Origin of the sequence: Paraglaciecola polaris LMG 21857, assembly GCF_000315055.1 — a bacterium.
GTDB classification, from domain to species: domain Bacteria; phylum Pseudomonadota; class Gammaproteobacteria; order Enterobacterales; family Alteromonadaceae; genus Paraglaciecola; species Paraglaciecola polaris.
In genome coordinates this window covers 127,161-149,637 of record NZ_BAER01000044.1, presented here as the reverse complement: position 1 = coordinate 149,637, position 22,477 = coordinate 127,161, and the positions used below count along the sequence as shown (strand labels likewise).

15 protein-coding genes are annotated in these 22,477 nt (G+C 43.8%); 2 read left to right on the top strand and 13 right to left on the bottom strand.

The features are described 5' to 3' along the window. Positions 1-9 precede the first annotated feature (9 nt). The 13 genes from GPLA_RS08900 to grpE form a co-directional block, all read right to left on the bottom strand. Complete coding sequence (locus tag GPLA_RS08900) at positions 10-2,076, bottom strand: DUF1302 domain-containing protein (RefSeq protein ID WP_007104551.1); 2,067 nt, start codon at positions 2,074-2,076, stop codon at positions 10-12. A gap of 180 nt (positions 2,077-2,256) precedes the next feature. Then, a complete protein-coding gene (locus GPLA_RS08895; protein ID WP_007104550.1) occupies positions 2,257-2,478 on the bottom strand; it encodes a DUF2835 family protein in 222 nt (73 codons plus the stop codon). After that, positions 2,478-5,102, bottom strand: a complete 2,625-nt coding sequence (gene pepN, locus GPLA_RS08890; protein WP_007104549.1) for an aminopeptidase N — start codon at positions 5,100-5,102, stop codon at positions 2,478-2,480. The genes GPLA_RS08895 and pepN overlap by 1 nt, the downstream gene beginning before the upstream one ends. A 104-nt stretch (positions 5,103-5,206) precedes the next feature. Beyond that, positions 5,207-6,724, bottom strand: a complete 1,518-nt coding sequence (nhaC, locus tag GPLA_RS08885; RefSeq protein WP_007104548.1) for a Na+/H+ antiporter NhaC — start codon at positions 6,722-6,724, stop codon at positions 5,207-5,209. A gap of 2 nt (positions 6,725-6,726) precedes the next feature. Next, positions 6,727-8,073, bottom strand: a complete 1,347-nt coding sequence (locus tag GPLA_RS08880; RefSeq protein WP_007104547.1) for a sodium-dependent transporter — start codon at positions 8,071-8,073, stop codon at positions 6,727-6,729. Between the two features lie 197 nt (positions 8,074-8,270). Then, entirely contained in the window at positions 8,271-10,310 is a 2,040-nt protein-coding gene (gene prc, locus GPLA_RS08875; protein ID WP_007104546.1) for a carboxy terminal-processing peptidase, read from the bottom strand. 4 nt (positions 10,311-10,314) lie between these two features. Next, the gene (gene proQ / locus GPLA_RS08870; RefSeq protein WP_007104545.1) at positions 10,315-10,968 is read right to left on the bottom strand and encodes an RNA chaperone ProQ; all 654 of its coding nucleotides are present in this window, start codon (positions 10,966-10,968) and stop codon (positions 10,315-10,317) included. Between the two features lie 23 nt (positions 10,969-10,991). Then, a complete protein-coding gene (locus GPLA_RS08865; protein ID WP_007104544.1) occupies positions 10,992-11,279 on the bottom strand; it encodes a hypothetical protein in 288 nt (95 codons plus the stop codon). Then, complete coding sequence (locus GPLA_RS08860) at positions 11,276-11,740, bottom strand: GAF domain-containing protein (protein ID WP_007104543.1); 465 nt, start codon at positions 11,738-11,740, stop codon at positions 11,276-11,278. Before GPLA_RS08860 ends, GPLA_RS08865 begins: the two co-directional genes overlap by 4 nt. A gap of 255 nt (positions 11,741-11,995) precedes the next feature. Further along, complete coding sequence (locus tag GPLA_RS08855; protein WP_007104542.1) at positions 11,996-12,463, bottom strand: c-type cytochrome; 468 nt, start codon at positions 12,461-12,463, stop codon at positions 11,996-11,998. Between the two features lie 330 nt (positions 12,464-12,793). Next, positions 12,794-13,930, bottom strand: a complete 1,137-nt coding sequence (gene dnaJ, locus GPLA_RS08850; protein ID WP_007104541.1) for a molecular chaperone DnaJ — start codon at positions 13,928-13,930, stop codon at positions 12,794-12,796. 206 nt (positions 13,931-14,136) lie between these two features. Then, positions 14,137-16,056, bottom strand: coding sequence for a molecular chaperone DnaK (dnaK, locus tag GPLA_RS08845; RefSeq protein WP_007104539.1), 1,920 nt, complete (start codon positions 16,054-16,056; stop codon positions 14,137-14,139). A gap of 126 nt (positions 16,057-16,182) precedes the next feature. Next, on the bottom strand, positions 16,183-16,797 hold the full coding sequence (grpE, locus tag GPLA_RS08840) for a nucleotide exchange factor GrpE (protein WP_007104538.1): 615 nt from the start codon (positions 16,795-16,797) through the stop codon (positions 16,183-16,185). Between the two features lie 212 nt (positions 16,798-17,009). Here grpE and GPLA_RS08835 point away from each other — a divergent pair, with 212 nt between their 5' ends. Together GPLA_RS08835 and GPLA_RS08830 are read left to right on the top strand one after the other, a co-directional pair. Continuing rightward, positions 17,010-20,465 (top strand): PAS domain-containing hybrid sensor histidine kinase/response regulator, encoded by a 3,456-nt coding sequence (locus GPLA_RS08835; protein ID WP_007104537.1) that lies wholly within the window; start codon positions 17,010-17,012, stop codon positions 20,463-20,465. Positions 20,466-20,555: 90 nt separating this feature from the next. Next, the gene (locus tag GPLA_RS08830; protein ID WP_007104536.1) at positions 20,556-22,400 is read left to right on the top strand and encodes a cation:proton antiporter; all 1,845 of its coding nucleotides are present in this window, start codon (positions 20,556-20,558) and stop codon (positions 22,398-22,400) included. Positions 22,401-22,477: the final 77 nt, after the last annotated feature.

The window sequence follows — 22,477 nt, the reverse complement described above, 5'->3', positions numbered from 1 at the left end:
TATGGCTCCTTAGATAGAATACTTGATGTTAAAAGAAACGAAATCACGGTCTGAAAGGGCATTAGTTGTGCCTTGGCCACCCCAGAACGTATTGTACGATGCCGTAGCCGACCATTTGCTTAGGTAATCAAATGTCAAAGAAGCACTGGCTGATTTTCTATCTTCAATAAATAAGAACAAAGGATCCGGGGTAATACCATTTACATCATGAGCAAACGTTGCTCTAGCTTGTAAATTGATACCAGCGAAAACGTTGTTGAATGACGCATTAGCCAGCAAGCGATATCCCCATGCACTAGACGTCGGGAATGGGTTTGTTTCAGGACCATTAGATAGCCCAACATGTAAACCTTCACGAGTATTGCCATCTGCCGTTGGTTCTAGAGACGGCGTACGCACCGAACCTGGACCATTCAAGCGGATTACACTTGGATCAGGGAAGTCTTGAATACTCACATACCCGACTTCACCTAACACCACTAAATTATCTGTGCCCAGTGCAGGGCCAAAAATATGAGTGGCCGTGACTTGCATTTGTAACGTGTCCGACTCCAGATAACCCTTGGCCGTTTCACCTGGACCTGTGGTAAAACCTTGGTAGCCGTCAAGCTGAGAAATTCCCGCTAAATCAGGACGTAACCCGGCAATAGCTAACTGTTGTGGCATGGCTGCATACAACAATTCAACATCGTCTAATTGTAATGGCTCATCAACACGATAGGCTATTTCACCCGCAAGTGCCGTTGTACCCACATTGGTATTGAAGCTAAATCCATAAAGCTTTAGATCTTCAGGATACACAAACCCTGTTTTTGTAAAGGCTTTAAGATCGGTTACGTTTTCTTTAGTGATTTCAGTAGTGGCTAACATAGCCAAATCAGCACCAATACTCTGTGCAGTGAAATCAGACGTTAAACCTGCGATTAGCGGTCGCTGGCTATGATAGTTAATCAGATAAAAGTTAAATTCAGTTTCATTTAAGTCTTCGGCATAATAACCAATCTTAATACCGTATTGACCTTGGTCGTCGGCATCAGTATGAGCACGATCACTGAAACCCCGTACTGCTACTTTGGTTGGGTAGGCTAAATAAGCTTGCCCAATAAGCGAACCATCAGCCCCAGCTCTTAGTGCGTCTCCTAACCCATTTAAATTGCTTAACAAGAAGTCTAAATCGATATCAGGATTACCACTGAAGCCCAATTGAATATTTTGCGCTTGACCACCTTCACCGGCAAAGTCATTGGTCGAGAAATAGCTGCCCGCTTGTGGTAAACGGCTACGTTCCCACTCGTATTGGTAGTACATGGATAAACTGAGGTTTTCGGTCAATCCAAATTGTGCGAACACCATACCCACAGGAATAAAGACTTCTTTGAGCTCTGCTCCTGGTGCCTGAGCACGGGATACATCCACCGGGTTAGTTGAGTTAATACCATGCTGGATAAACGTGCTTTCACCCCAACTGACCACTTGGTTACCCACGCGGAACGTAACTGGCATATCGCCAAGATAGAAGTCAGTGTAAAAATACGCATCTAATAAACGTACATCTGAACATAACTCATCACTGGCGGTTGACGATGCGCAAGGGTCTTGCGTGGTACCAGTAATCGGATTTTGCCAATCACGTGAGCTGTCTTTCATTTCAAAATCATAAAAATACATGCCGCGCATGAATACGCCCATGTTTTTATATTGAATGTCTAACTCATGCACACCTTTGAATAACGTTGAAAAAGGATTGCCTTTTTCATAGTTCAGCGTACTAAGGTCGCCGTTAGTTGAATAACCGCCTGTACCTAATTCCCATACATCAGCAGAACTATAGATTGGATTCGTCGCTGGGTTGTAACCCGACCAATCAAATTGCACACCGTTACTGTTACCTACACGCGAGAAGTCGCGCTCTTCGACACGAATACTGGTGCCAAAAGAAAAATTTGAGTCAAAGGTCACAGACCAATCGCCATAACTCCAACTGGCGGCTTGCGCTGACATCAATGCTGCGCCCATAAGCCCCACTATGCCTAATGCTATAGGCGACTTTTTAAATCCGAAGACTTCACGATTCATCCTTACCTCCCTTGAAGTTAGCAACATGCACTAACATACCATTCAATTAAACCACTCAAATTTTACAAAATGATTACATCAAACCGCGCCGATAGCAAGTACAAATCGTACCAGTATTCTTGGATACAAATCGTTTACTTTCAGTGACTTGAGAAAAGGCCAGTATAAAAAATAACCCGTTCAGACTATTTTTTCTAAACGACTAATCTTATTAGTATCAGTGATGATCAACCGGAAACGGCCGTGTATTCCGTTATGTTGAATAAAAGGACGTAGATTTTTAGCGGGTAACTGCACGCGTTTACCGTTATCGGCGAGGACGATAACGGTTTGCGTACTAGTGAGGTAAAGGGGTTCACAGCGCTCATAACTGAGCGCTAAACGGAAATATAAAGTTTGCATTAGTGTGACGTGTAATTAAGACTCTTGCTGACTTTTTCAATTAAATCTTTACTCAAATCTTGGCAATCCGCAATACGTGCTAATTGATAGCGCATCAGTTCTCGGCGCTTTTCATCAAATTTCTGCCATTGCGTTAACGGCGTAATAATACGTGCCGCCACTTGTGGATTGACGCTATTAAGTTTAAGTATGTAGTCAGCTAAAAATTTATAGCCGCTACCGTCAACAGCATGAAAACCCAGCACATTATAAAATGCAAAGCTGCCTAATACAGAACGCACTCGGTTAGGATTATCTAAGCTAAATTTGTCATGACTTAACAATAAGGGCAAGCGCACAAGTATGTCACTGCGCTCCATATTGGCATGTAAAGCAAACCACTTATCAAGCACTAAAGGATCATGACGCCAGCGGGTCTCAAACTGTTCCATCAATTGGTCAAATTGCTTAAGCTCACCAAATTGAGCCGCTTTTAATACACCCAAGCAATCAGTCATATTGTCTGCTTGGGCAAACTGCGCTAACAATATATCGCTAGATTGCGGTGCACCCGCTTGCACCAAATAGCTCAAACTTAAATTACGCAACCGACGACTATCTACATCATCAGCAACATAACGATAAGGTACAACGGCTTGTTTATGGTAAAGCGTCGACCATTGGTCCGATAACGTAGTCGCAATTAAATTGCGCACACTGCGCTGGGCATGGTAGAGCGCCTCAACTTGGATCTCATCCACTTGCTGGCTCAGAGTTTCAAAACTTGGAAGACTCAACATTGCCCCGGCCAGTGCTGGATTCACGTCAGCAATGTCGAATATCCCCTGCACAGCTTGAAGCATGCTATCGAGTAATTCGTCGTCCGGTGTATCTGGCGAGATTGCTAAATTATGGATGCAGCGGCTGTATAAACGTTGGCTGGCATCCCAACGAGCAAAGTCATCACCTGAATATAGAATGATGTTACTGAGTTGCTGATGGCTATAAGCATAATCAACTTTGATTGGCGCACTAAAGTCATGCAGTAACGAGGGTGTTGGCTTCGCCTGCAAACCCGTAACCGTGATCCGATGGACGCGGGATGTCAACTCAATCATTTTAGCACTGAGTTCTGGCACCGAATCATCAGAAATACTGTTGCCTTTCTCATCTAACAATTCGAACTTAAATGGAATATGTAAGTTCTGTTTAACTTTTTGATCTGCGGTAGGCGGTGTATTCTGAGTAAAATCAATGTGGTAAACACCTGTTTTTGCATCAAAACTGTCGGTTACCTTAACTTTAGGCGTCCCTGACTGACTATACCAACGTCTAAATTGGCTTAAATCAACTTGTGTCGCATCCTGCATAGCTTGCACAAAATCATCACAGGTAACGGCTTGTCCGTCGAAACGCGAAAAGTATAAATCCATACCTTGCCTGAATCCAGCGGCGCCGAGCAAGGTATGCATCATGCGAATGACTTCTGCACCTTTATCGTACACGGTAACGGTATAGAAATTGTTCATTTCTATTACTTCTTCTGGACGAATAGGATGGGCCATAGCGCTGGCATCTTCAGCGAACTGATGCTCCCTAATTATTTGTACATTTTTAATCCGATTGAACACAGGCGACGACATATCTGCACTAAATTGCTGATCACGAAAAACCGTTAAGCCTTCTTTCAAACTAAGCTGAAACCAATCTCGGCAAGTCACCCGGTTGCCCGTCCAGTTATGAAAATACTCGTGCCCTATCACAGCTTCAATATTGAAAAAGTCATCATCCGTGGCTGATTCCGCATCGGCTAACACAAATTTGCTATTAAAAACGTTCAGGCCCTTGTTTTCCATGGCCCCCATGTTGAAAAAGTCCACCGCAACAATCATATAAATGTCGAGATCGTATTCTAGGCCAAAAACCTGCTCATCCCATGCCATGGCTTTTTTTAGCGAGGCTAATGCGTGATGTCCTTTATCAAGGGCACCTTTATCAACGTACAATTCAAGGGCAACACTGCGCCCACTTTGCGTGACAAAACGGTCGGTAAGTAAATCAAAATTCCCTGCGACCAAAGCAAACAAATAACTGGGTTTCTTGAATGGATCTTGCCATTTGACCCAGTGGCGACCGTCGTCTAGTTCACCTTTGTCGATCTGATTGCCATTGGATAACATATGTGGGTAACGTGTTTTATCCGCAAAAATCGTCACATCGTATTTGGCCAGCACATCAGGGCGGTCGAGAAAATAGGTGATTTTACGAAAGCCCTCAGCTTCACACTGGGTGCAATAAGCCCCGCCTGAAAAATATAAACCTTCTAAGGTTTTATTCTCCTGGGGATTAATGCGCGTTTCAATACACAGCTCAAAATCGTTTTGGTTGATATTTAAGGTTAGATGCTCATCACTCTGATGATAATCCGTCACGGGCTCGCCGTTGATAGTCACGCTGATGAGCTGCAGATTTTCACCATCGAGCACCAACGGAGACTGATGTTGCCCATTACGAGTGAAACGGGACGTACTGATCACCCGGGTCTGCGTTACGTCTAAATGGAATGCCATATCAACATGGTCTATTAAAAAATCGGGGGCGCGATAATCACTGCGTTTTTTCGCAACTGGAGATAAAACCGACATAGAGTCCTCTTAATGTGAGCTACAAAGTGTGTATGACGTCATCTAATCTAACTGCCGGCGCTAATTGCACTAATGAGCTATTCAAATGACGTCACTTGGATATTTTACCTATTCGATTGAGCAGGTTGTGTGGCGGCAATTTCTTCATCACCGATCTCAACTGCGACATCCGGAATAGGAATACGCAAAATTTTAACCCCTAGATAAGCGTAAATAATCGCTAAAACTGGGTTAATCAAGTTGAAAAACGTATAGATAAAATAGTCAAACGGGTGAACCAGCAGCACACCTTGCATATATGCACCACAGGTATTCCAAGGAATAAGTGGTGAAGTAATCGTGCCACCGTCCTCTAAACTGCGTGACAGATTTAACTGATGTAATCCACGTTTGGCATATTCTTCTTTGTACATACGACCCGGCATCACAATCGAAATATATTGATCTGCGGTGATGATGTTGGTGCCAATACAGGTAAAAATAGTCCGGCTTATCATGCTGCCAGCTGTTTTTGCACCACGCAAAAACAACGCCACAATCGCTTTCAATAATCCCGTTCGCTCTAACACGGCACCAAAACTCATAGCACAAATGATCAACCAAATAGTATTTAGCATACTCGACATACCGCCGCGACTCAGCAGCGCATTCAGATTTTCATCCGCGGTACTAAACACCACACCATCGAACATAGATGTCCATACAACAGCAACCACACCCAATGACCCTTGCTGATTATCATCCAGCATGTTTTGGATAACATCAGGCTGGAACAACACTGCCCAAATGCCACCAAGTAAGGCGCCAATGGCAACCGCTGGAAACGCTGGCATCTTTTTTATGGCTAAGGTTAATAACGCAACAAGTGGAACCAGCATAATCCAATTGATATTAAACTCTTGCGCGAGCAAGGTCTGCATTTGCGCAATGTTACTGGACGTATCTTGCTGGGCACCAGAAAAGCCAATGATGGTGAACAAGATTAAGGCGATGACAAAACTTGGCACGGTAGTCCATAACATATAACGGATATGTTCAAATAATTCGGTACCCGCAACAGCAGGCGCCAGATTAGTTGTTTCCGATAAAGGTGATATCTTGTCGCCAAAATAGGCACCAGAAATAACCGCTCCGGCAGTAATAGCATCTGACATGCCCATACCTGATGCGACGCCCATTAAGGCCACCCCCACCGTCGCAGCGGTTGTCCAAGAACTGCCGATACTCATAGCCACAATGGCACAAATTAAACAGGTCGCCGCGTAGAAAAAGGATGGGTTCAATAACTCCAATCCATAATATATCAGTGTCGGTACTGTGCCTGACAACATCCATGTACCAATAAGTGCCCCAACCGCCAACAAAATCAAGATAGCTCCAAGGGATATAGAAATCCCCTTCACTATGCCTTTTTCGATTTCAGCCCAGCTATAGCCATTTTTTAAACCAATAACCGCCGCCACGCCCATAGAAAACAGTAAGGCTATTTGGTTAGGTCCAAACGATGAATTATCAGAAAACAGATAAACTGAGGTACTCAATAAGGTGACCAATACGACTAATGGGATCAATGCGTCCAGTAACGTCGGCTCTTTCTTTTGTTTTAGCGTTGCATTTTCCATGACTAGATATCCAAAATATTAAGTGAACGGACGAACATGAATAAGATAATAACCGGACACACAAATTTCAGATACCAAGGCCAAATTTTCCAAAACAAGCTGTGCTCGGCTTGCTCATTACCTTGTTTGATTTCAGCGAGAATTTGATCCCGTTTCCATACCCAACCGACAAATATACTGAGGGCTAAACCAAGCAGCGGTTGACTATATTCAGTAGTAATAGAAATAACCAGACCAAATAACTGCTCAAAATTAACAATAATAATACTGCTCATCACGAAAATGATCAGCGCGAGCATCCAAACCGCTTTTTTGCGCGGTAACCCCTTGCTCTCCACCACGTAGGCAACGGGTACTTCTAGCATAGAAATAGAAGAAGTTAATGCTGCAATGACCATAAGTGCAAAAAATGCAAAGGCCACTACATACCCCACCATCCCCATGGTGTTGAATAATGCAGGTAGTACTGTGAAAATAAGGCTATCTCCAGCAATGAGTTGACCACTTTCGGAGAATATCTGTACACCATTATTCAGTGCCACATACATGGCTGGAATAATTAACATACCGGCTAAGATAGCGACGCCAATATCTACTAGTGCCACAGACGCACCTAATACTGGTAAATTTTCATTTTTACTGACGTAAGAGCCATACACCAACATGGTTCCAACCCCTAACGACATCGAGAAAAACGCCTGCCCCATAGCACTGATCAGTAAACCAGCATCCCAGATAGCACTAAAATCAGGTACCAAATAGGCTTTCCAGCCCGCTAGCGCGCCATCTAACGTGGCAACATAACCGATGAGTAATAAAATGATGAGTATCAAGGTAGGCATTAAGCGCACAGACCAACGTTCTATACCGTTGCTTACGCCACCCACCACGATGGACGCGGTAAGCGCGATAAATACACCACAAAAAAGGAGGCTGCGTAACATGGATGAACCGGTAAGCCATTGAGAAGCGCTGTCCCAGCCAATGATTTGGGTAAAAGACTCAAAGAAATAACTGATCATCCAACCGGCAACAATCGCATAAAACGCCAGAATCATAGAAACAGTGACAAACCCCCACACACCCGTGGCACGACCTAAATTACTATTGGATATTTTGCCTAAAGCATCCACCATATTGGCCCGCGTTGCACGGCCAATAATTAATTCGGCCATTAATACCGGATAGGCTAATACGAACGCCAATAAAACATAAACCAGCACAAATGCTGCGCCACCATTACTGGCTACCTGGGTAGGAAAGCCCCATATATTACCAAGCCCAACCGCTGACCCTGCTGCGGCCAATACAAAACCAATTCGAGACGAAAACTCTCCGCGTGCACTCATCAATCACCTTTATCTTTATTTTAGTTTTTATGAGGTTTGTTATTTCATCAACTCTCAGAATTGAGAATCCTTTTTGAGTAGGTTGATGCATCTTATATTTAGTTAGTTTATCGGTTTGAACAGCACCACGCTATTAGAAAAGTCTTATCAACAAAAAAGGGCTAGATTATATCCAGCCCTTTTTTGCGTAATCAATGTTATTTGGAGTGAATTGCGTACTTACCCGTACCTAACAAATCGTAGGTTATATTCGCGGCCTCGTCTAAAAAAGGATCAATTTCAGGTTGATCTTCTGGTAGGTCATCAATACTTTTGACGGCCTCGAGTCCTTGGCGAGCGAGACGCTCATTGGCACGTTTCAAACGTTTAGCGTCACGTTCTTCACGCTCTTTAATGCGCACGGATTCCACTAGCGAAAGCGTTTTATCGTTTTCCTTGCTCTTGTACTGTGCGATATCTTCAAAAATATAGCCAAACTCAGGGTCCGATTTAACCCGCTTCTCATGCAATTCGCTGAGTTGTTTTGCCGCTTGTGACGTATCACCGAAAGTCGAATACGTCGCTCGTTTTATGCTGTCCCACGGAAGTGCATTTTCTTCTTGGCTTTCGCCCCAATCTTTAGGATCGATAGCTGAAGGAAATAAAACATCTGGGACCACACCTTGATGCTGGGTACTGCCACCATCGATACGATAGAACTTAGCAATCGTAAACTGCACACTGCCCAATGGGTTTTCATATAAATCGTATATTCGACCTAAACCACGATGTTGTTGTACAGTGCCTTTGCCAAACGTTTGCTCACCTAAGATCAATGCACGACTATAATCTTGCATCGCTGCGGCAAAAATTTCAGAGGCCGAAGCGCTGTATCGGTCAACCAACACAGTTAAGGGACCGTCGTAATAAGTTACGCCATCCACGTCCTGTTCTACGCGGATACGCCCTGCTCCATCACGGATCTGAACCACTGGGCCTTTATCAATAAACAAACCAGACAGTAATGTTGCTTCAGTTAATGAACCGCCGCCGTTACCACGTAAATCAACAATGACGCCTTCCACTTTTTGTTCTTTTAAGCTTTCTAATTCTTTACGAACATCATTACTTAACTTGTTGTAAAACGAAGGAATGGTAATCACTCCAAGCTTTTCACCTTGGTGTGGACCACTCTCAGGTACGTACACTTCAGATTTAGCCGCTCTGTCTTCTAACTTTATCTTGTCTCGGGTCAAACTAACCACTTCAGGCACGGTACTTTCAGAATCACCTTTTTGAATCTGTAAGCGCACCACACTGCCCTTGGGACCTTTAATAAGCTCAACCACTTCATCTAAACGCCAACCAATTACGTCAACAAAATCATCGTCATCTTGGGCAACGCCGACAATTTTATCTTCTGGTTTTATCTTTTTCGAAAGATCAGCTGGGCCGCCCGGTACCACACTGCGAATAGTAGTGAAATCATCTTCACTGAGTAAAACAGCACCGATACCTTCAAACGACAAGTTCATTTCCATTTGGAAACGTTCGGCATTGCGCGGAGATAAATAACTGGTATGCGCTTCAATACTGCGCGCAAACGAGTTCATCAATGTTTGAAATACGTCTTCACTGGTTGTTTGCTTTAAACGCTTAATCGCGCGTTCGTAACGCTTGGTGAGTAACTCTTGTATTTTAGGCCATTCTTTATCGGCTAATTTTAGGTTCAACGCATCATATTTAACGCGTTGACGCCATAGCTCATCGAGCTCAGCGGTATTTTTAGGCCAAGCTGCATCTTCGCGATCGAACGTGAAGGTGTCACCTGCTTTTTCAAAATCAAACTCTTTATCCAATAAGGTTAAAGCGTATTCATATCGTTCAATTCGACGTTGCATGTTTAACTGGAAAATCTGATAGGCAATATCTAAGTCACCCATTTCGATAGCTTCATCAAAATGATCTTGCTCAGTTTTAAATTTTTGCACATCAGCGTCCAAAAACACGTTTCGGTTACTATCCAGAGAACGCATATAGCGATCGTATACTTTCTCTGATAACGCATCATCTAACGTAATCGACTTATAATGCGAACGTAAAAAATTAGACGAAATGCGCTTCACCGACACCGCATGTTGCGACTCCTGTTTAAGAACAGGAATTTCGTCGACGCTTTCTGCATGGTTAACAGCAAGGGCTACTGTGCTGAACGCAAAAAGGGCTGAAACAGCGGTAACGCGAATTGAATTGATCATTAAACTACCTCTTAGAACGGGCCAACCTCAAGTTATCTACTTGAACCTTAACCACCATACCTGTATCAAGTTGAACTTGAACGCCATCTTTGCTGACATCAGTAATTGTAGCAGGCATAGGTGACTTACCTATTTTGACGGTAACTGAAGTACCCGCAACAATTTGCTCAGCTGAGAGTTTTTCAGGTGGTGGCAACTTAGCTTTTGGCTTCACATTATCCTGATTAGTTCCCTTGGGCGAGGATTTAAATGCAGGCACCGACTTAGATTTGTAACTTTTCTTTGCGCTTGGCTTGGCGGCGGCATTCTGCGCTTTGCGCTTTTCTGCCACTTTAGCCTTGCTCTCTTCTAGTTGAGTTTGAGCATGATCAGCGTGTTCTTTTTCGATAGGTGCATCGTCCTTCCCATCCAAATCGACTCTGAACGCGCCCTCTTTCACGCTATGCAAATAACGCCAGCTATTTGTATAGTGTCTAAGAGATGAACGTAATAAAGTTTTACTGACACGCTCTTCTTCTTTTAAGCGTTCAGCTAAATCTTGGAAAATTCCAATTTTTAATGGTTTTGCATCACCGGTCACGCTAAAGCATGCTGGAAATGATTCGCTTAAAAAATTGATGACTTCTTTACTGTTTGAAAACTTTTGAGGATTATCCATTAAATATTCTAGTTAGTGTTTAGTTAGCGGGGTTCTTGACGTTCATCATCCCAAGTTGACAATAGTTGGTCAACCCAGTCGAATAAATCATCATCGTCTATGTCAAGTAAATGACTATCGTTACGCCAGTTTTCCCATATATATTGGATCATATTTTCTAAACTGACGGTGTCAATATCTTCATCTGCTCTGTCATACAACATATGCAACAGAGCATTAAAGCGATCCATCGCTTCTTCGGCATTATCCTCCCAAAACTCCATATCGTCTAGGGTAGCGAGTGTCACATGAATATCTATCGAACTTTTCATGCAATTGCATCCTGCAATATATTGACCAAGTTTTGTAGGCCGGTCATATCTTCTTGATCAAACCTTCCCGTATGGGGGCTATCAAGATCCATCACGCCGAGTAATTTTCCGTTTTTAAAAACGGGTAATACGGCTTCAGAATTCGACTCAGCATCACACGCAATGTGACCAGCAAACTCATGTACATCATAAATACATTGAGCGAGTCCGGTTTCAGCCGCGGTGCCACATACGCCGCGTCCTAAAGGAATTCGAATACAGGCAGGCTTGCCTTGGAACGGCCCTAACACCAATTCTTGCTCTTTCAACAAATAGAAACCCGCCCAATTTAATGTAGGTAAGCGCATATATAAAAGTGCACTCACGTTAGCTAAATTTGCGATCAGATCTTTTTCACCGGCCATTAAGGCCTGTGCTTGTTGGGCAACTTCTTTGTATAAGTCAGTTTTACTTAACGTCACGTTATAAATACCAATATATCGAGTTAAATGGATAGCTAGGGCTGAATATGGCGCTCAAGTTAACTGGATCAAGTTCAAATATAAAGAAAATTACCGATATTTTTACGATTAACAGGAAATTTAACCAATTTGACTACTTTAAGTACGAATCATCCCTAAACACGATTATTAAATCCAAGGGATCTGTTGCTATACAGAGACGTCTGTTACGCATTAAAAAGGCGCCTAAGCGCCTTATTTAAAAACATCTATGAATTACTCAGCTTTGTAGCTGTCATGGCAGCCTTTGCATGAACGTAAAACACCACCGATAGCTGCTTTGTAGGCACTTTCGTCACCGTTCATGGCCACAGCCTTTAATCCTTGTGACGCTTCAGTCAATGCATCAATTTTAGTGGCAAAATCAGCACGATTTTGCCAAATTTTTGGTAACGCGGCTGTATCCACATCAAATGCTCTTGTATCTAACGCGAAGTAATCATCCATCATTAAGGACAGTTGCTCGATACGTGTCGCATTGGTTTCAATCGTTTGCGTGTCCATAGGAATCGCGCCTTTCGCCATCGCCCCTAGTGCACCTACGTTGCTGCGTACTAGTTGCAACAAAGCCTGCCTAAATTGTATCGCACTCTTAGCTTGTTTCTCTGAGTTAGCTTCCTGAGCGGTAACGCCACCAGTAAGTAAAATAGTGCTAGCCAAAGCACTTACTAATAATTTGTTCATAGTCCCTCGCGATTATCGGTGTCTAAGTTTAAAACGTGGTTTTTGGTGAACAATGTCGTCATAAAAGATAACAATGTTCGTCATAAGCCTGCCTGAATGGTATCGCCCACACTAGGCGCCTAACGCCTCTTAACAATAGACTCAAATGGATAACATAGGTCTTTGAAATATTTAACGTTAATGCAACAAAGGCAGCGCCAACAGGCTAGCAAATTAGGTTATAAATTACACGTGAATTTACACAATATAACCAACTAAACACTCAGTGAACGCAACAAGTTAAACAAAAAAAAGCCGCTATTAAGCGGCTTTGAATAACATACTTACAATTTAATTCGTCAGGTCTTCAAAGAATTTTTTAACACCATCGAAAAAGCCGCTCTCTTTAGGGCGATTTTTCGCTGTGTCTTTACCTTTGCCCATGGACTCTTCAAGCTCTTCGAGTAACTCTTTCTGACGGTTGTTTAAATTCACCGGGGTTTCAATAACCACTTTGCAGATTAAGTCACCTACGCTACCACTGCGCACAGATTTAACGCCTTTGTTACGTAAGCGGAACATTTTACCCGTTTGTGTCTCAGGGGTCACTTTGAGCTTGACCTTACCTTCTAGGGTAGGCACTTCAATTTCACCGCCTATGGCTGCGCGAGTAAAACTTAAAGGCACTTCGCAGTATAGGTTGTTGCCATCACGCTCAAATATTTTATGTTGCTTAACATGAACTTGTACGTATAAATCCCCTGCTGGAGCACCATTTTCTCCCGCCTCACCTTCGTTTGACAGGCGAATACGGTCGCCGGTGTCCACACCCGCGGGTACTTTGACAGACAAGGTCTTGGTTTTTTCAACACGACCTTGGCCATGACATTCACGACATGGGTCAGAAATGATTTTACCTTTACCTGAACAGGTTGGACACGCTTGCTGCACGGCAAAAAAGCCCTGACGCATCTGAACTTGCCCTTGCCCATGACAGGTAGTACATGTCTTCGCACTGGAGCCTTTTTTCGCGCCTGTGCCGTCACAGGGTTCACACTCTGCTAATGTCGGCACACGAATTTCAACACTCTTACCACGTACCGCTTCCTCAAGACTTAACTCAAGGTTGTAGCGTAAGTCTGAACCACGACTCGCACGTGATTGACGGCCGCCACGGCCACCGCCAAAAATATCGCCAAATACATCGCCGAAAATGTCGCCAAAATCACCTGCTCCTTGACCGCCGCCATGTCCTCGATTCGGATCAACGCCAGCATGACCATATTGATCATATGCGGCACGTTTTTGCGAGTCGGTTAGAATTTCATAGGCTTCTTGCACCTCTTTGAATTTCTCTTCCATAGCTTTGTCACCCTGAGTTCTATCCGGGTGGTATTTCATAGCAAGGCGCTTGTAAGCCTTTTTTATATCGCGCTCAGCAGCCGACTTATCGACACCTAGCACTTCATAATAATCTCGCTTCGACATATAGCTTGTTTATCCTGATATTTGTCGTCAGTCACACTGACTACCTATTCTTCTATTACAATCTCGCCACCTGGTTTCGCGTCATGGTCATCAATGCCAACGACACACCGGGTTTTGAAACAAACGCGGGCGCTATGAAATAGATCCATGCGCCCGAGCTTGCCCTTGCGTCATCACGACGTTCGGGCTGATGTAGTCAACAAAAATTACTTTTTGTCGTCTTTTACTTCTTCAAACTCGGCATCAACAACGTCATCATCTTGCTTAGCAGATGCTTCGCTGTCTTGTCCTTCCGCAGCGCCAGCAGCTTGCTGTGCTTGAGCCACTTCCATTAATTTCGCTGATGCTTGAATTAGCTCTTGGGTTTTCGCTTCCATTGCTTCTTTATCGCCAGACTTAACGGCTTCTTCAAGTGCAACAACTGCCGCTTCGATCTCAGCTTTATCTTCGTCTGACAAGGCGTCACCGGCTTCTTCCACTTGCTTACGTGTACCGTGAATTAGGCCGTCAGCTTGGTTGCGAGCCTGAACCATTTCTTCGAACTTTTTATCTTCTTCTTTGTTCGCTTCAGCGTCTTGTACCATTTTTTCAACTTCGTCATCACTCAAGCCAGAAGAAGCTTTAATGGTGATTTTCTGCTCTTTATCCGTATCTTTATCTTTAGCAGATACGTGCAAAATACCATCCGCATCGATGTCGAAAGTCACTTCAATTTGTGGTGCGCCGCGCTGTGCAGGACGAATACCTTCAAGGTTGAATTGACCAAGTGATTTGTTACCTGCAGCTTGCTTACGCTCACCTTGCAGTACATGTACCGTAACCGCTGCTTGATTATCTTCAGCAGTAGAGAAGGTTTGTGACTTTTTGGTAGGTACCGTTGTGTTTTTCTCGATCAAGGCCGTCATTACGCCGCCCATTGTTTCGATACCAAGAGACAAAGGAGTTACGTCAAGCAGCAATACGTCTTTCACATCACCTGACAATACTCCACCTTGAATTGCAGCACCTACAGCGACAGCTTCATCAGGGTTAACGTCTTTTCTTGGCTCTTTACCGAAGAATTCCGTTACGTATTTTTGTACCAATGGCATACGTGTTTGACCACCAACAAGAATGATATCGTTGATGTCACCTACTGATAAGTCAGCATCCGCGAGTGCTTGTTTTAATGGCCCTAATGTTGCTTTAACCATTTTTTCAACAAGTGACTCAAGTTTTGCACGAGTAAGCTTGATGGTTAAGTGCTTAGGACCTGACGCATCAGCCGTGATGTACGGTAAATTAACTTCAGTTTGTTGTGCAGAAGACAATTCGATTTTTGCTTTCTCACCGGCTTCTTTAAGACGCTGCATCGCAAGAGGATCTTTACGTAAATCCATGCCTGAGTCTTTCTTAAACTCTTCAACCAAATAGTTAATAACTTGGTTATCAAAATCTTCACCACCTAGGTGAGTATCACCATTGGTCGCCAATACTTCGAATGTATGCTCGCCGTCAGCTTCGTCGATTTCAATGATAGAGATATCGAACGTACCACCACCTAAATCGTAAACCGCTACAACGCTGTCGCCTTTTTTCTTGTCCATGCCGTATGCAAGTGCTGCGGCAGTTGGCTCATTGATAATACGTTTAACTTCAAGACCCGCGATACGACCAGCATCTTTAGTCGCTTGACGTTGTGAATCGTTAAAGTATGCAGGTACGGTAATAACCGCAGCTGTTACTTCTTCGCCAAGATAATCTTCGGCGGTTTTTTTCATTTTTTTCAAAATTTCAGCAGAAATTTGCGGTGGCGCTAATTTCTGATCTTTCGCTTCAACCCACGCATCACCGTTATCCGCTTTGATAATTTTGAACGGCATGATGTCAATATCACGCTGAACTTCTTTATCTTCAAAGCGACGGCCGATTAAACGCTTGATAGCGAATACGGTATTTTGAGGATTGGTTATCGCTTGACGTTTTGCTGGTTGACCAACTAACGTTTCACCGTCTTGGGTGTATGCGATAATCGAGGGAGTTGTACGATCCCCTTCTGCGTTTTCAATTACTTTTGCTTTATCACCGTCAAGTACTGCAACACATGAGTTTGTTGTACCTAAGTCGATTCCAATGATTCTACCCATTAGTTTTTCTCCAAAAATTTGTTCAATTAAAGCCTGTACACTTTGTGGGGTTATTTAATTTTTTTTCAATTAGCTAACTGAAAAAACACCCCATTTTTGTGAATTATTTTCATATTTGCTTACGAATTAAGCTTGTGTATCCACACCGCCTTCAGGGGCGCGTGAAACCATGACCATAGCGGGACGTAATAAACGCCCGTTTAACTCGTAACCTTTTTGCATCACTGCCATAACCGTATTGGCTGGCAATTCTGCGTTTTCTTGCATCGACATAGCCTGATGCTGTTCAGGATTAAAAGACTCGCCCTGTGGGTCGATGACTTTCATTCCGAATTTTTCAATGCTGCTAACAAATGATTTAAGGGTGATTTCCACACCTTCAACCACCGGTTTAAGTGTTTCATTTTCTTTATCAGCTACTTGCAGCGCTCGCTCAAGGTTATCCGCAACGGGTAATAACTCAGAAGCAAATTTTTCAAGGGCAAACTTTCGCGCTTTATCGACTTCGCCTTCAGCACGCTTACGGACATTGTCTGCCTCAGCTATGGCGCGCATAACAGAGTCTTTCTGTGCCGCTAATGTAGCTTCCGATGCTGCTAAGGCCGCTTCAAGCTCAAGAATGCGTGTTTGTTCAACACTTAATTCTTCCACTAAAGCTTCAACTTGTTCAGCGTCAGCGTGGATGGCTTCTTCATTAATTGGCTGGGCCTCATCTTTTTGAGCTTGATCTTCGTTACTCATTCTTTACTCCGTTCTTTGGTGTCACATTAAAGCTAATTTCAATTGCAGCTATTAATGGGGTTGCTTTAAAGCTCTTCAAGGGCCTTTTTTTGTTGTTTTAAAAAAATTGTGTCTAAATTTTGCAGTTTATCAGCCAAGATCGGCTCAATCCCCCCTTTTACCCAAAGGATGTTCAAGATAAAGTACTGATATAAAAATAAATTTGAGTATCTATGTTTAGCGTACTGAGCTTAATGGCCATTGTGGTCGCCTATCTGCTGATCTTATTTATATTAGCGTTTTGGGGTGACAAACGAGTCAACGCCAATCAGCAACATCCCTACATATACAGTCTCGCCTTAGGCGTTCACTGCACTTCTTGGGCTTTTTTCGGTACTACCACCCAAGCAGCCCATTACGGTTGGGCGTTTATTCCCACATACATAGGCGTCATTTTTGTCTTTTTATTTGCACATCCTGTTATCCGCCGCGTTGCCAATGTATGCCACCAGCACAATATCAGCTCCCTAGCGGACTTTATTAGTCTGCGCTATGACAAATCTCACTTCCTTGCGGCGTTGGTGACTCTGTTGTGTTTTATTGGTGTCGTACCTTATATCGCGCTGCAGCTCGATGCTGTAACCGGTGGTATCCGCGTCGTCACGGGGACAGATAATTTATGGTCCGACAGCGTAGGGTTCTATGTTGCCTTATTAATGGCCTTATTTGCTATTTTATTCGGTACACGCTCCCTTAATTTAACTGATAAACACCCTGGTTTAATGCTCACTGTCGCCTTTGAGTCCGTAGTCAAACTCGCCGCATTAGTCATAGTGGGTTTGTTTGTTTGTTACAGTTTGTTTGACGGGGTATTTGACTTATTGGGCAAGGCCCAATTGGATACCCGCGCTCAGCAAACAATTAGCGCAGACTCTGGCATCTGGGTATACGCTAGCCAAATGCTTCTCGGGGTATGCTCCATGTTTTGTCTGCCTCGCCAATTTCATATCAACTTTATCGAAAATAACGGTGATAAAGAAATCAGTACGGCGCGCTGGCTTTTTCCTCTTTATTTACTTGGTATGACCGCATTTGTACTGCCAATTGCGTTGGCCGGACATATGTTATTTCCCAGCGGGCTTGTCAGCACAGATACATACGCATTGGCGCTACCTGTGGCATCAGGCAATATGTGGATCACCATTATTGCCTTTATTGGCGGCTTAGCTGCCGCAACCAGCATGATAATTGTCGCTACACTTGCAATGGGCGTAATGATTTCCAATAACTTAGCCACTCCACTGTGGTTGACCTTACAACTACGTACCCAGCAGCGTCACAGATTAAAGCCCGCTAGCATCCTATTTATCCGCCGGGCAACGGTATTAGTCGTGTTGGGCGTTGCATATTTTTACCATGTGAATATCAGCCAATCTACATCCTTGGTGCAAAGTGGTGTTATTGCCATTGCGCTGTTGTCGCAAACTTTTCCTATTTTAATATTAGGGTTATATTGGAAACGCGGTACAGCTTTAGCGGCGCAACTGGCATTAGTGTGCGGGGCGTTATGCTGGGTGTACTGGCTGCTCTGGCCAAGCATTACTGCCAGTTATTATTTCAACTCCCCCCCCAGCGACTTACAATTAGCCCAAGGGTTTGTGTATAGCTTAGGGGCCAATATCGCCTGTTTTGTATTGGTGTCATTAATGCAGCGCTTGCGTAATCAACCTGCTTCTGGCGACGCTGTCACCCACAATACTCAAGCGTTTGGCCATGCGGTCAAAATATCCAATTTGTTGGCCATAACAGAAAAGGTATGGGGTGCGGAGCGTCATCAGGCACTGTTGACTAAAATATCACCCAATCAATTATCAGGTTATGCCAGCCCTAAACTACTGACGAGTGTAGAAAGCGAGTTGGCCAGCCAAGTCGGCAGTGCCAGTGCTAGAATATTGCTCTCAGCCATTGGCGAAAAACGTGATGTAGAATTATCTGAACTAGTAGAGCTGGTAGAAGAAGCCAGTCAAACCTTCCAATTTAACCACGAGCTCCTGCAATCATCCGTAGAGAATATTCAACAAGGGATCGTCGTTCTTGACCGGGACTTAAAATTACTTGCTTGGAATCAACGATATATCCAACTGTTTAATTATCCCAGAGGATTTGTACAGGTCGGTATGTCAATTTATCAAATATTAGAATTTAACGCGAAACGCGGGCTTTTTAGTCATAACGCGGATACCGGACACAAAGACATTCATGCTGAAATAAGCAAACGTGTCGATTTTATGCAGTCAGGTAGCCAATATAAATATGTGCGTCACCAAGAAAACGGTCAGGTAATTGAATTAAATGGCAGCCCTTTGCCCGGCGGAGGGTTCGTTACCACCTATAGTGACATTACCGAATACATTAATATTCAGCACCAATTAGAGCAAGCCAAAAGTAATTTGGAAACACGAGTAGAAGAGCGCACTGAGCAATTACAAACGGCCAATAGCGAACTCGAAAAAGCCCGTCGTGATGCCGAAAATGCCAATGAAAGTAAGACCAAATTCCTGGCCGCTGCTGGGCATGATTTAATGCAACCTTTTAATGCTGCGTCACTTTTCGCCGCCATGTTAAAACAAAAAGCCCCCAAGGGTGAAATGGCGCAAATAAGTGCAAATTTGGTCGACTCTTTAAGTAACGCTGAATCCCTGTTAACCATGTTACTCGATATGACGCGGTTGGAATCGGGTGCGCTCACCGCGCATATTCAAACGTTTCCTTTAAGTCATATATTACGGCCCATGATCAATGAGTTTTCTGTCTTAGCCGAACAAAAAATGTTACGCGTAACCTATGTAGACACTGATTTGATGGTGACATCCGATCCAAAACTGCTAAGACGTATAATTCAAAACTTACTGTCAAATGCCATTCGTTACACAGTAAAAGGACGTATTTTAGTGGGCGTTAAGCGCCAACAAGGACAAGCTCGAATTTGTGTTATTGATACCGGTGCGGGTATTGCCAAAGATAAACAGCAAGAAATTTTTCTCGAGTTTCATCAACTGGATAATAATCCTAGCGAAGGTTTGGGCTTAGGCTTGACGATTGTTGAGCGCATCAGTACCTTGCTTGGGCACCCTGTTACGCTTTATTCAACACTGGGAAAAGGAACCTGGTTTGATGTAGCGGTACCAATAGATAAAAAACCCTATGCCCAAGCTGAAATAGCAACGAGTATAAGTAAAGATGCGAGTTTCCCTTTGCTGAATAAACGTGTGTTGATTGTGGATAACGAGCCGCAAATTCTCGACGCACTGCAGCGTCTGTTAGCTGATTGGGGAGCAACCGTTATTGCCGCTGCCGATTGTCAAAGCGCGCTGGCGTTGCTCAAGCAACCGGTGGATTTAATGATCCTTGATTATCAATTGGATCACGGTGAAACAGGTATCGATGTGGCCCATGCCATTAGGCAAAACTTTCCGCTGAATGTTAATCAATCATCTATGGGAAAAGAGCCAAATTCTACGCTTGAAACAAACCGTATCCCTCCTTCACTACCTGGTATTTTAAACTCAGCTCGCCAAGATGAAGATATCCGTCAGTTAGCCATTGATGCACAGCTACACTATTTACCCAAACCCTTGAAACCCATTGCCTTAAAACGCTTAATAAAACAGCTATTACCGGTAAAATAGGCAAACTATCAAAGGTATTATTGCTTTTATTAAGCAACCTGTGGTCAGATCACATTCACTACAGCTTATTCGTTGCTACAAGGACTTCACGTGAGCGACCCTATTATTCCCTTAGTGGCAGTGGGACTTATTTCCATTGCCTGTCAGTATTTTGCCTATAAAGTAAAACTTCCAGCCATTTTACCCCTACTGGTGGTGGGAATTTTAGTTGGCCCTGTATACGGGGTAATCGATGCCGATTCTCTGTTTGGCGATTTACTTTTTCCTATTGTGTCTTTATCCGTCGCCATTATCTTATTCGAGGGCTCGCTAACGCTGCGTTTTGGCGATCTTGCAGGACACGGTTCTATGGTGCGTAACCTTTGCACCGTTGGCACCTTAGTCACTTGGCTAGTCACGGCACCTGTTGCACATTACGCCTTAGGCATATCTTGGCAATTGGCTTTTTTATTCGGCGCGATAGTGACGGTCACCGGCCCCACAGTTATTGTGCCAATGCTACGAACGGTGCGCCCCAGTAGCAAGGTGTCAAATATACTGCGCTGGGAAGGGATCGTTATCGACCCCATTGGCGCACTGCTTGCGGTACTGGTATTTGAATACATTATTTCCACACAAGATGCCCTAAGCCATACCTTATATGCATTTGGCCTGACCCTGAGTGTCGGTTTGGGCATCGGGGCAGCAACTGGTTACTTGCTCGGTTTGGTACTTCGTAATAGCTGGCTTCCTCATTATTTGGAAAATACCGCGGTACTGACGCTGATGTTAGGCGCGTTCGCTGGCTCAAACTTAATTGCCCACGAGTCAGGGTTGCTCACGGTAACCATCATTGGTATGTGGTTGGCGAATATGAAAAATGTAGACGTAGAGGACATTCTGGAATTCAAAGAAACGTTAAGCGTATTATTGATTTCTGGCTTGTTCATTTTGCTCGCTTCGCGTATCGATATACATTCTATGCTGAGCGTTGGTTGGGGCTCCATTTTAGTGTTGGTGGCATTGATATTTATCGCCCGGCCAGTCGGCGTATTTTTGTCTTCTTTAGGCACTGGACTAAATTGGCGTGAAATCGCCTTACTCAGTTGGATTGCCCCTAGAGGGATAGTCGCAGCGGCCGTATCCGCGCTTTTTTCATTGAAACTTGAAGCCCTTGATTACGCCCAAGCTGAGCTCTTGGTCCCCATGGTATTTTTAGTGATCATCACCACAGTAGTGCTGCAAAGTTTAACGTCGGTCACGGTTGCCAAAAAACTCAATATGCGCGCCCCTGCCCCTCATGGCTTTCTTATTTTTGGTGGCGGGTTATTTAGCCGTCTATTTGCCAAAGAGCTTATGACTCACGATGTGCAAGTTCGTGTTACCGATACCAACTGGAACAATATGCGCTTGGCGCGTATGGAGAGTATCCCCACCTATTTCGGTAATCCTATGTCAGAACATGCCGCCCGTACTTTAGATTTATCCATGTTTGGTAAAGTGTTGGTTATGTCACCCTATCGCCAATTAAACCCGATGGTGACCTACCATTTTGAACATGAAATGGGCAAAGGCACTGTGTTGGGCCTTAGTAACAATGAGCAACAGCAGCGTCCAAGTCATCAGGTGTCAGAATCTTATGTTAAAAAATTGGGCTTGTTCAGTGATGATGCCACTTACGGTAAATTAGCAGGCTTGGTTGCTAAGGGTGCGACCATTAAGACGACCCGCTTGTCAGATTCATTTACCTACGATGATTACAAAGAGCAGTACAAAGAAAGGGCGATCAAACTGTGCGCCATTGACACCCACAATCACGTTCAGATGTTTACCACATCCAACAACGTCAAACCTAAAGCAGAATGGAAAATTGTCAGTTTAGTCAACCCAGAAAAAGGGCATGAAAAGCCAGACGATTCAGCATCCATTAGCGACGAATCAAAACTGCCAGGTTAAGCATCTTACTAGGTTAAATTTGTGCGACTGGGCGGTCCAGTTGCACTGGCTTGACAATCTTTCATACATTACTGACA

What these genes read in the sequence shown, in the direction of transcription:
- GPLA_RS08900 (WP_007104551.1), bottom strand. Translation starts at nt 2,076, where the DNA reads ATGAATCGTGAAGTCTTCGGATTTAAAAAGTCGCCTATAGCATTAGGC.
- GPLA_RS08895 (WP_007104550.1), bottom strand. Translation starts at nt 2,478, where the DNA reads ATGCAAACTTTATATTTCCGTTTAGCGCTCAGTTATGAGCGCTGTGAA.
- pepN (WP_007104549.1), bottom strand. Translation starts at nt 5,102, where the DNA reads ATGTCGGTTTTATCTCCAGTTGCGAAAAAACGCAGTGATTATCGCGCC.
- nhaC (WP_007104548.1), bottom strand. Translation starts at nt 6,724, where the DNA reads ATGGAAAATGCAACGCTAAAACAAAAGAAAGAGCCGACGTTACTGGAC.
- GPLA_RS08880 (WP_007104547.1), bottom strand. Translation starts at nt 8,073, where the DNA reads ATGAGTGCACGCGGAGAGTTTTCGTCTCGAATTGGTTTTGTATTGGCC.
- prc (WP_007104546.1), bottom strand. Translation starts at nt 10,310, where the DNA reads ATGATCAATTCAATTCGCGTTACCGCTGTTTCAGCCCTTTTTGCGTTC.
- proQ (WP_007104545.1), bottom strand. Translation starts at nt 10,968, where the DNA reads ATGGATAATCCTCAAAAGTTTTCAAACAGTAAAGAAGTCATCAATTTT.
- GPLA_RS08865 (WP_007104544.1), bottom strand. Translation starts at nt 11,279, where the DNA reads ATGAAAAGTTCGATAGATATTCATGTGACACTCGCTACCCTAGACGAT.
- GPLA_RS08855 (WP_007104542.1), bottom strand. Translation starts at nt 12,463, where the DNA reads ATGAACAAATTATTAGTAAGTGCTTTGGCTAGCACTATTTTACTTACT.
- dnaJ (WP_007104541.1), bottom strand. Translation starts at nt 13,930, where the DNA reads ATGTCGAAGCGAGATTATTATGAAGTGCTAGGTGTCGATAAGTCGGCT.
- dnaK (WP_007104539.1), bottom strand. Translation starts at nt 16,056, where the DNA reads ATGGGTAGAATCATTGGAATCGACTTAGGTACAACAAACTCATGTGTT.
- grpE (WP_007104538.1), bottom strand. Translation starts at nt 16,797, where the DNA reads ATGAGTAACGAAGATCAAGCTCAAAAAGATGAGGCCCAGCCAATTAAT.
- GPLA_RS08835 (WP_007104537.1), top strand. Translation starts at nt 17,010, where the DNA reads ATGTTTAGCGTACTGAGCTTAATGGCCATTGTGGTCGCCTATCTGCTG.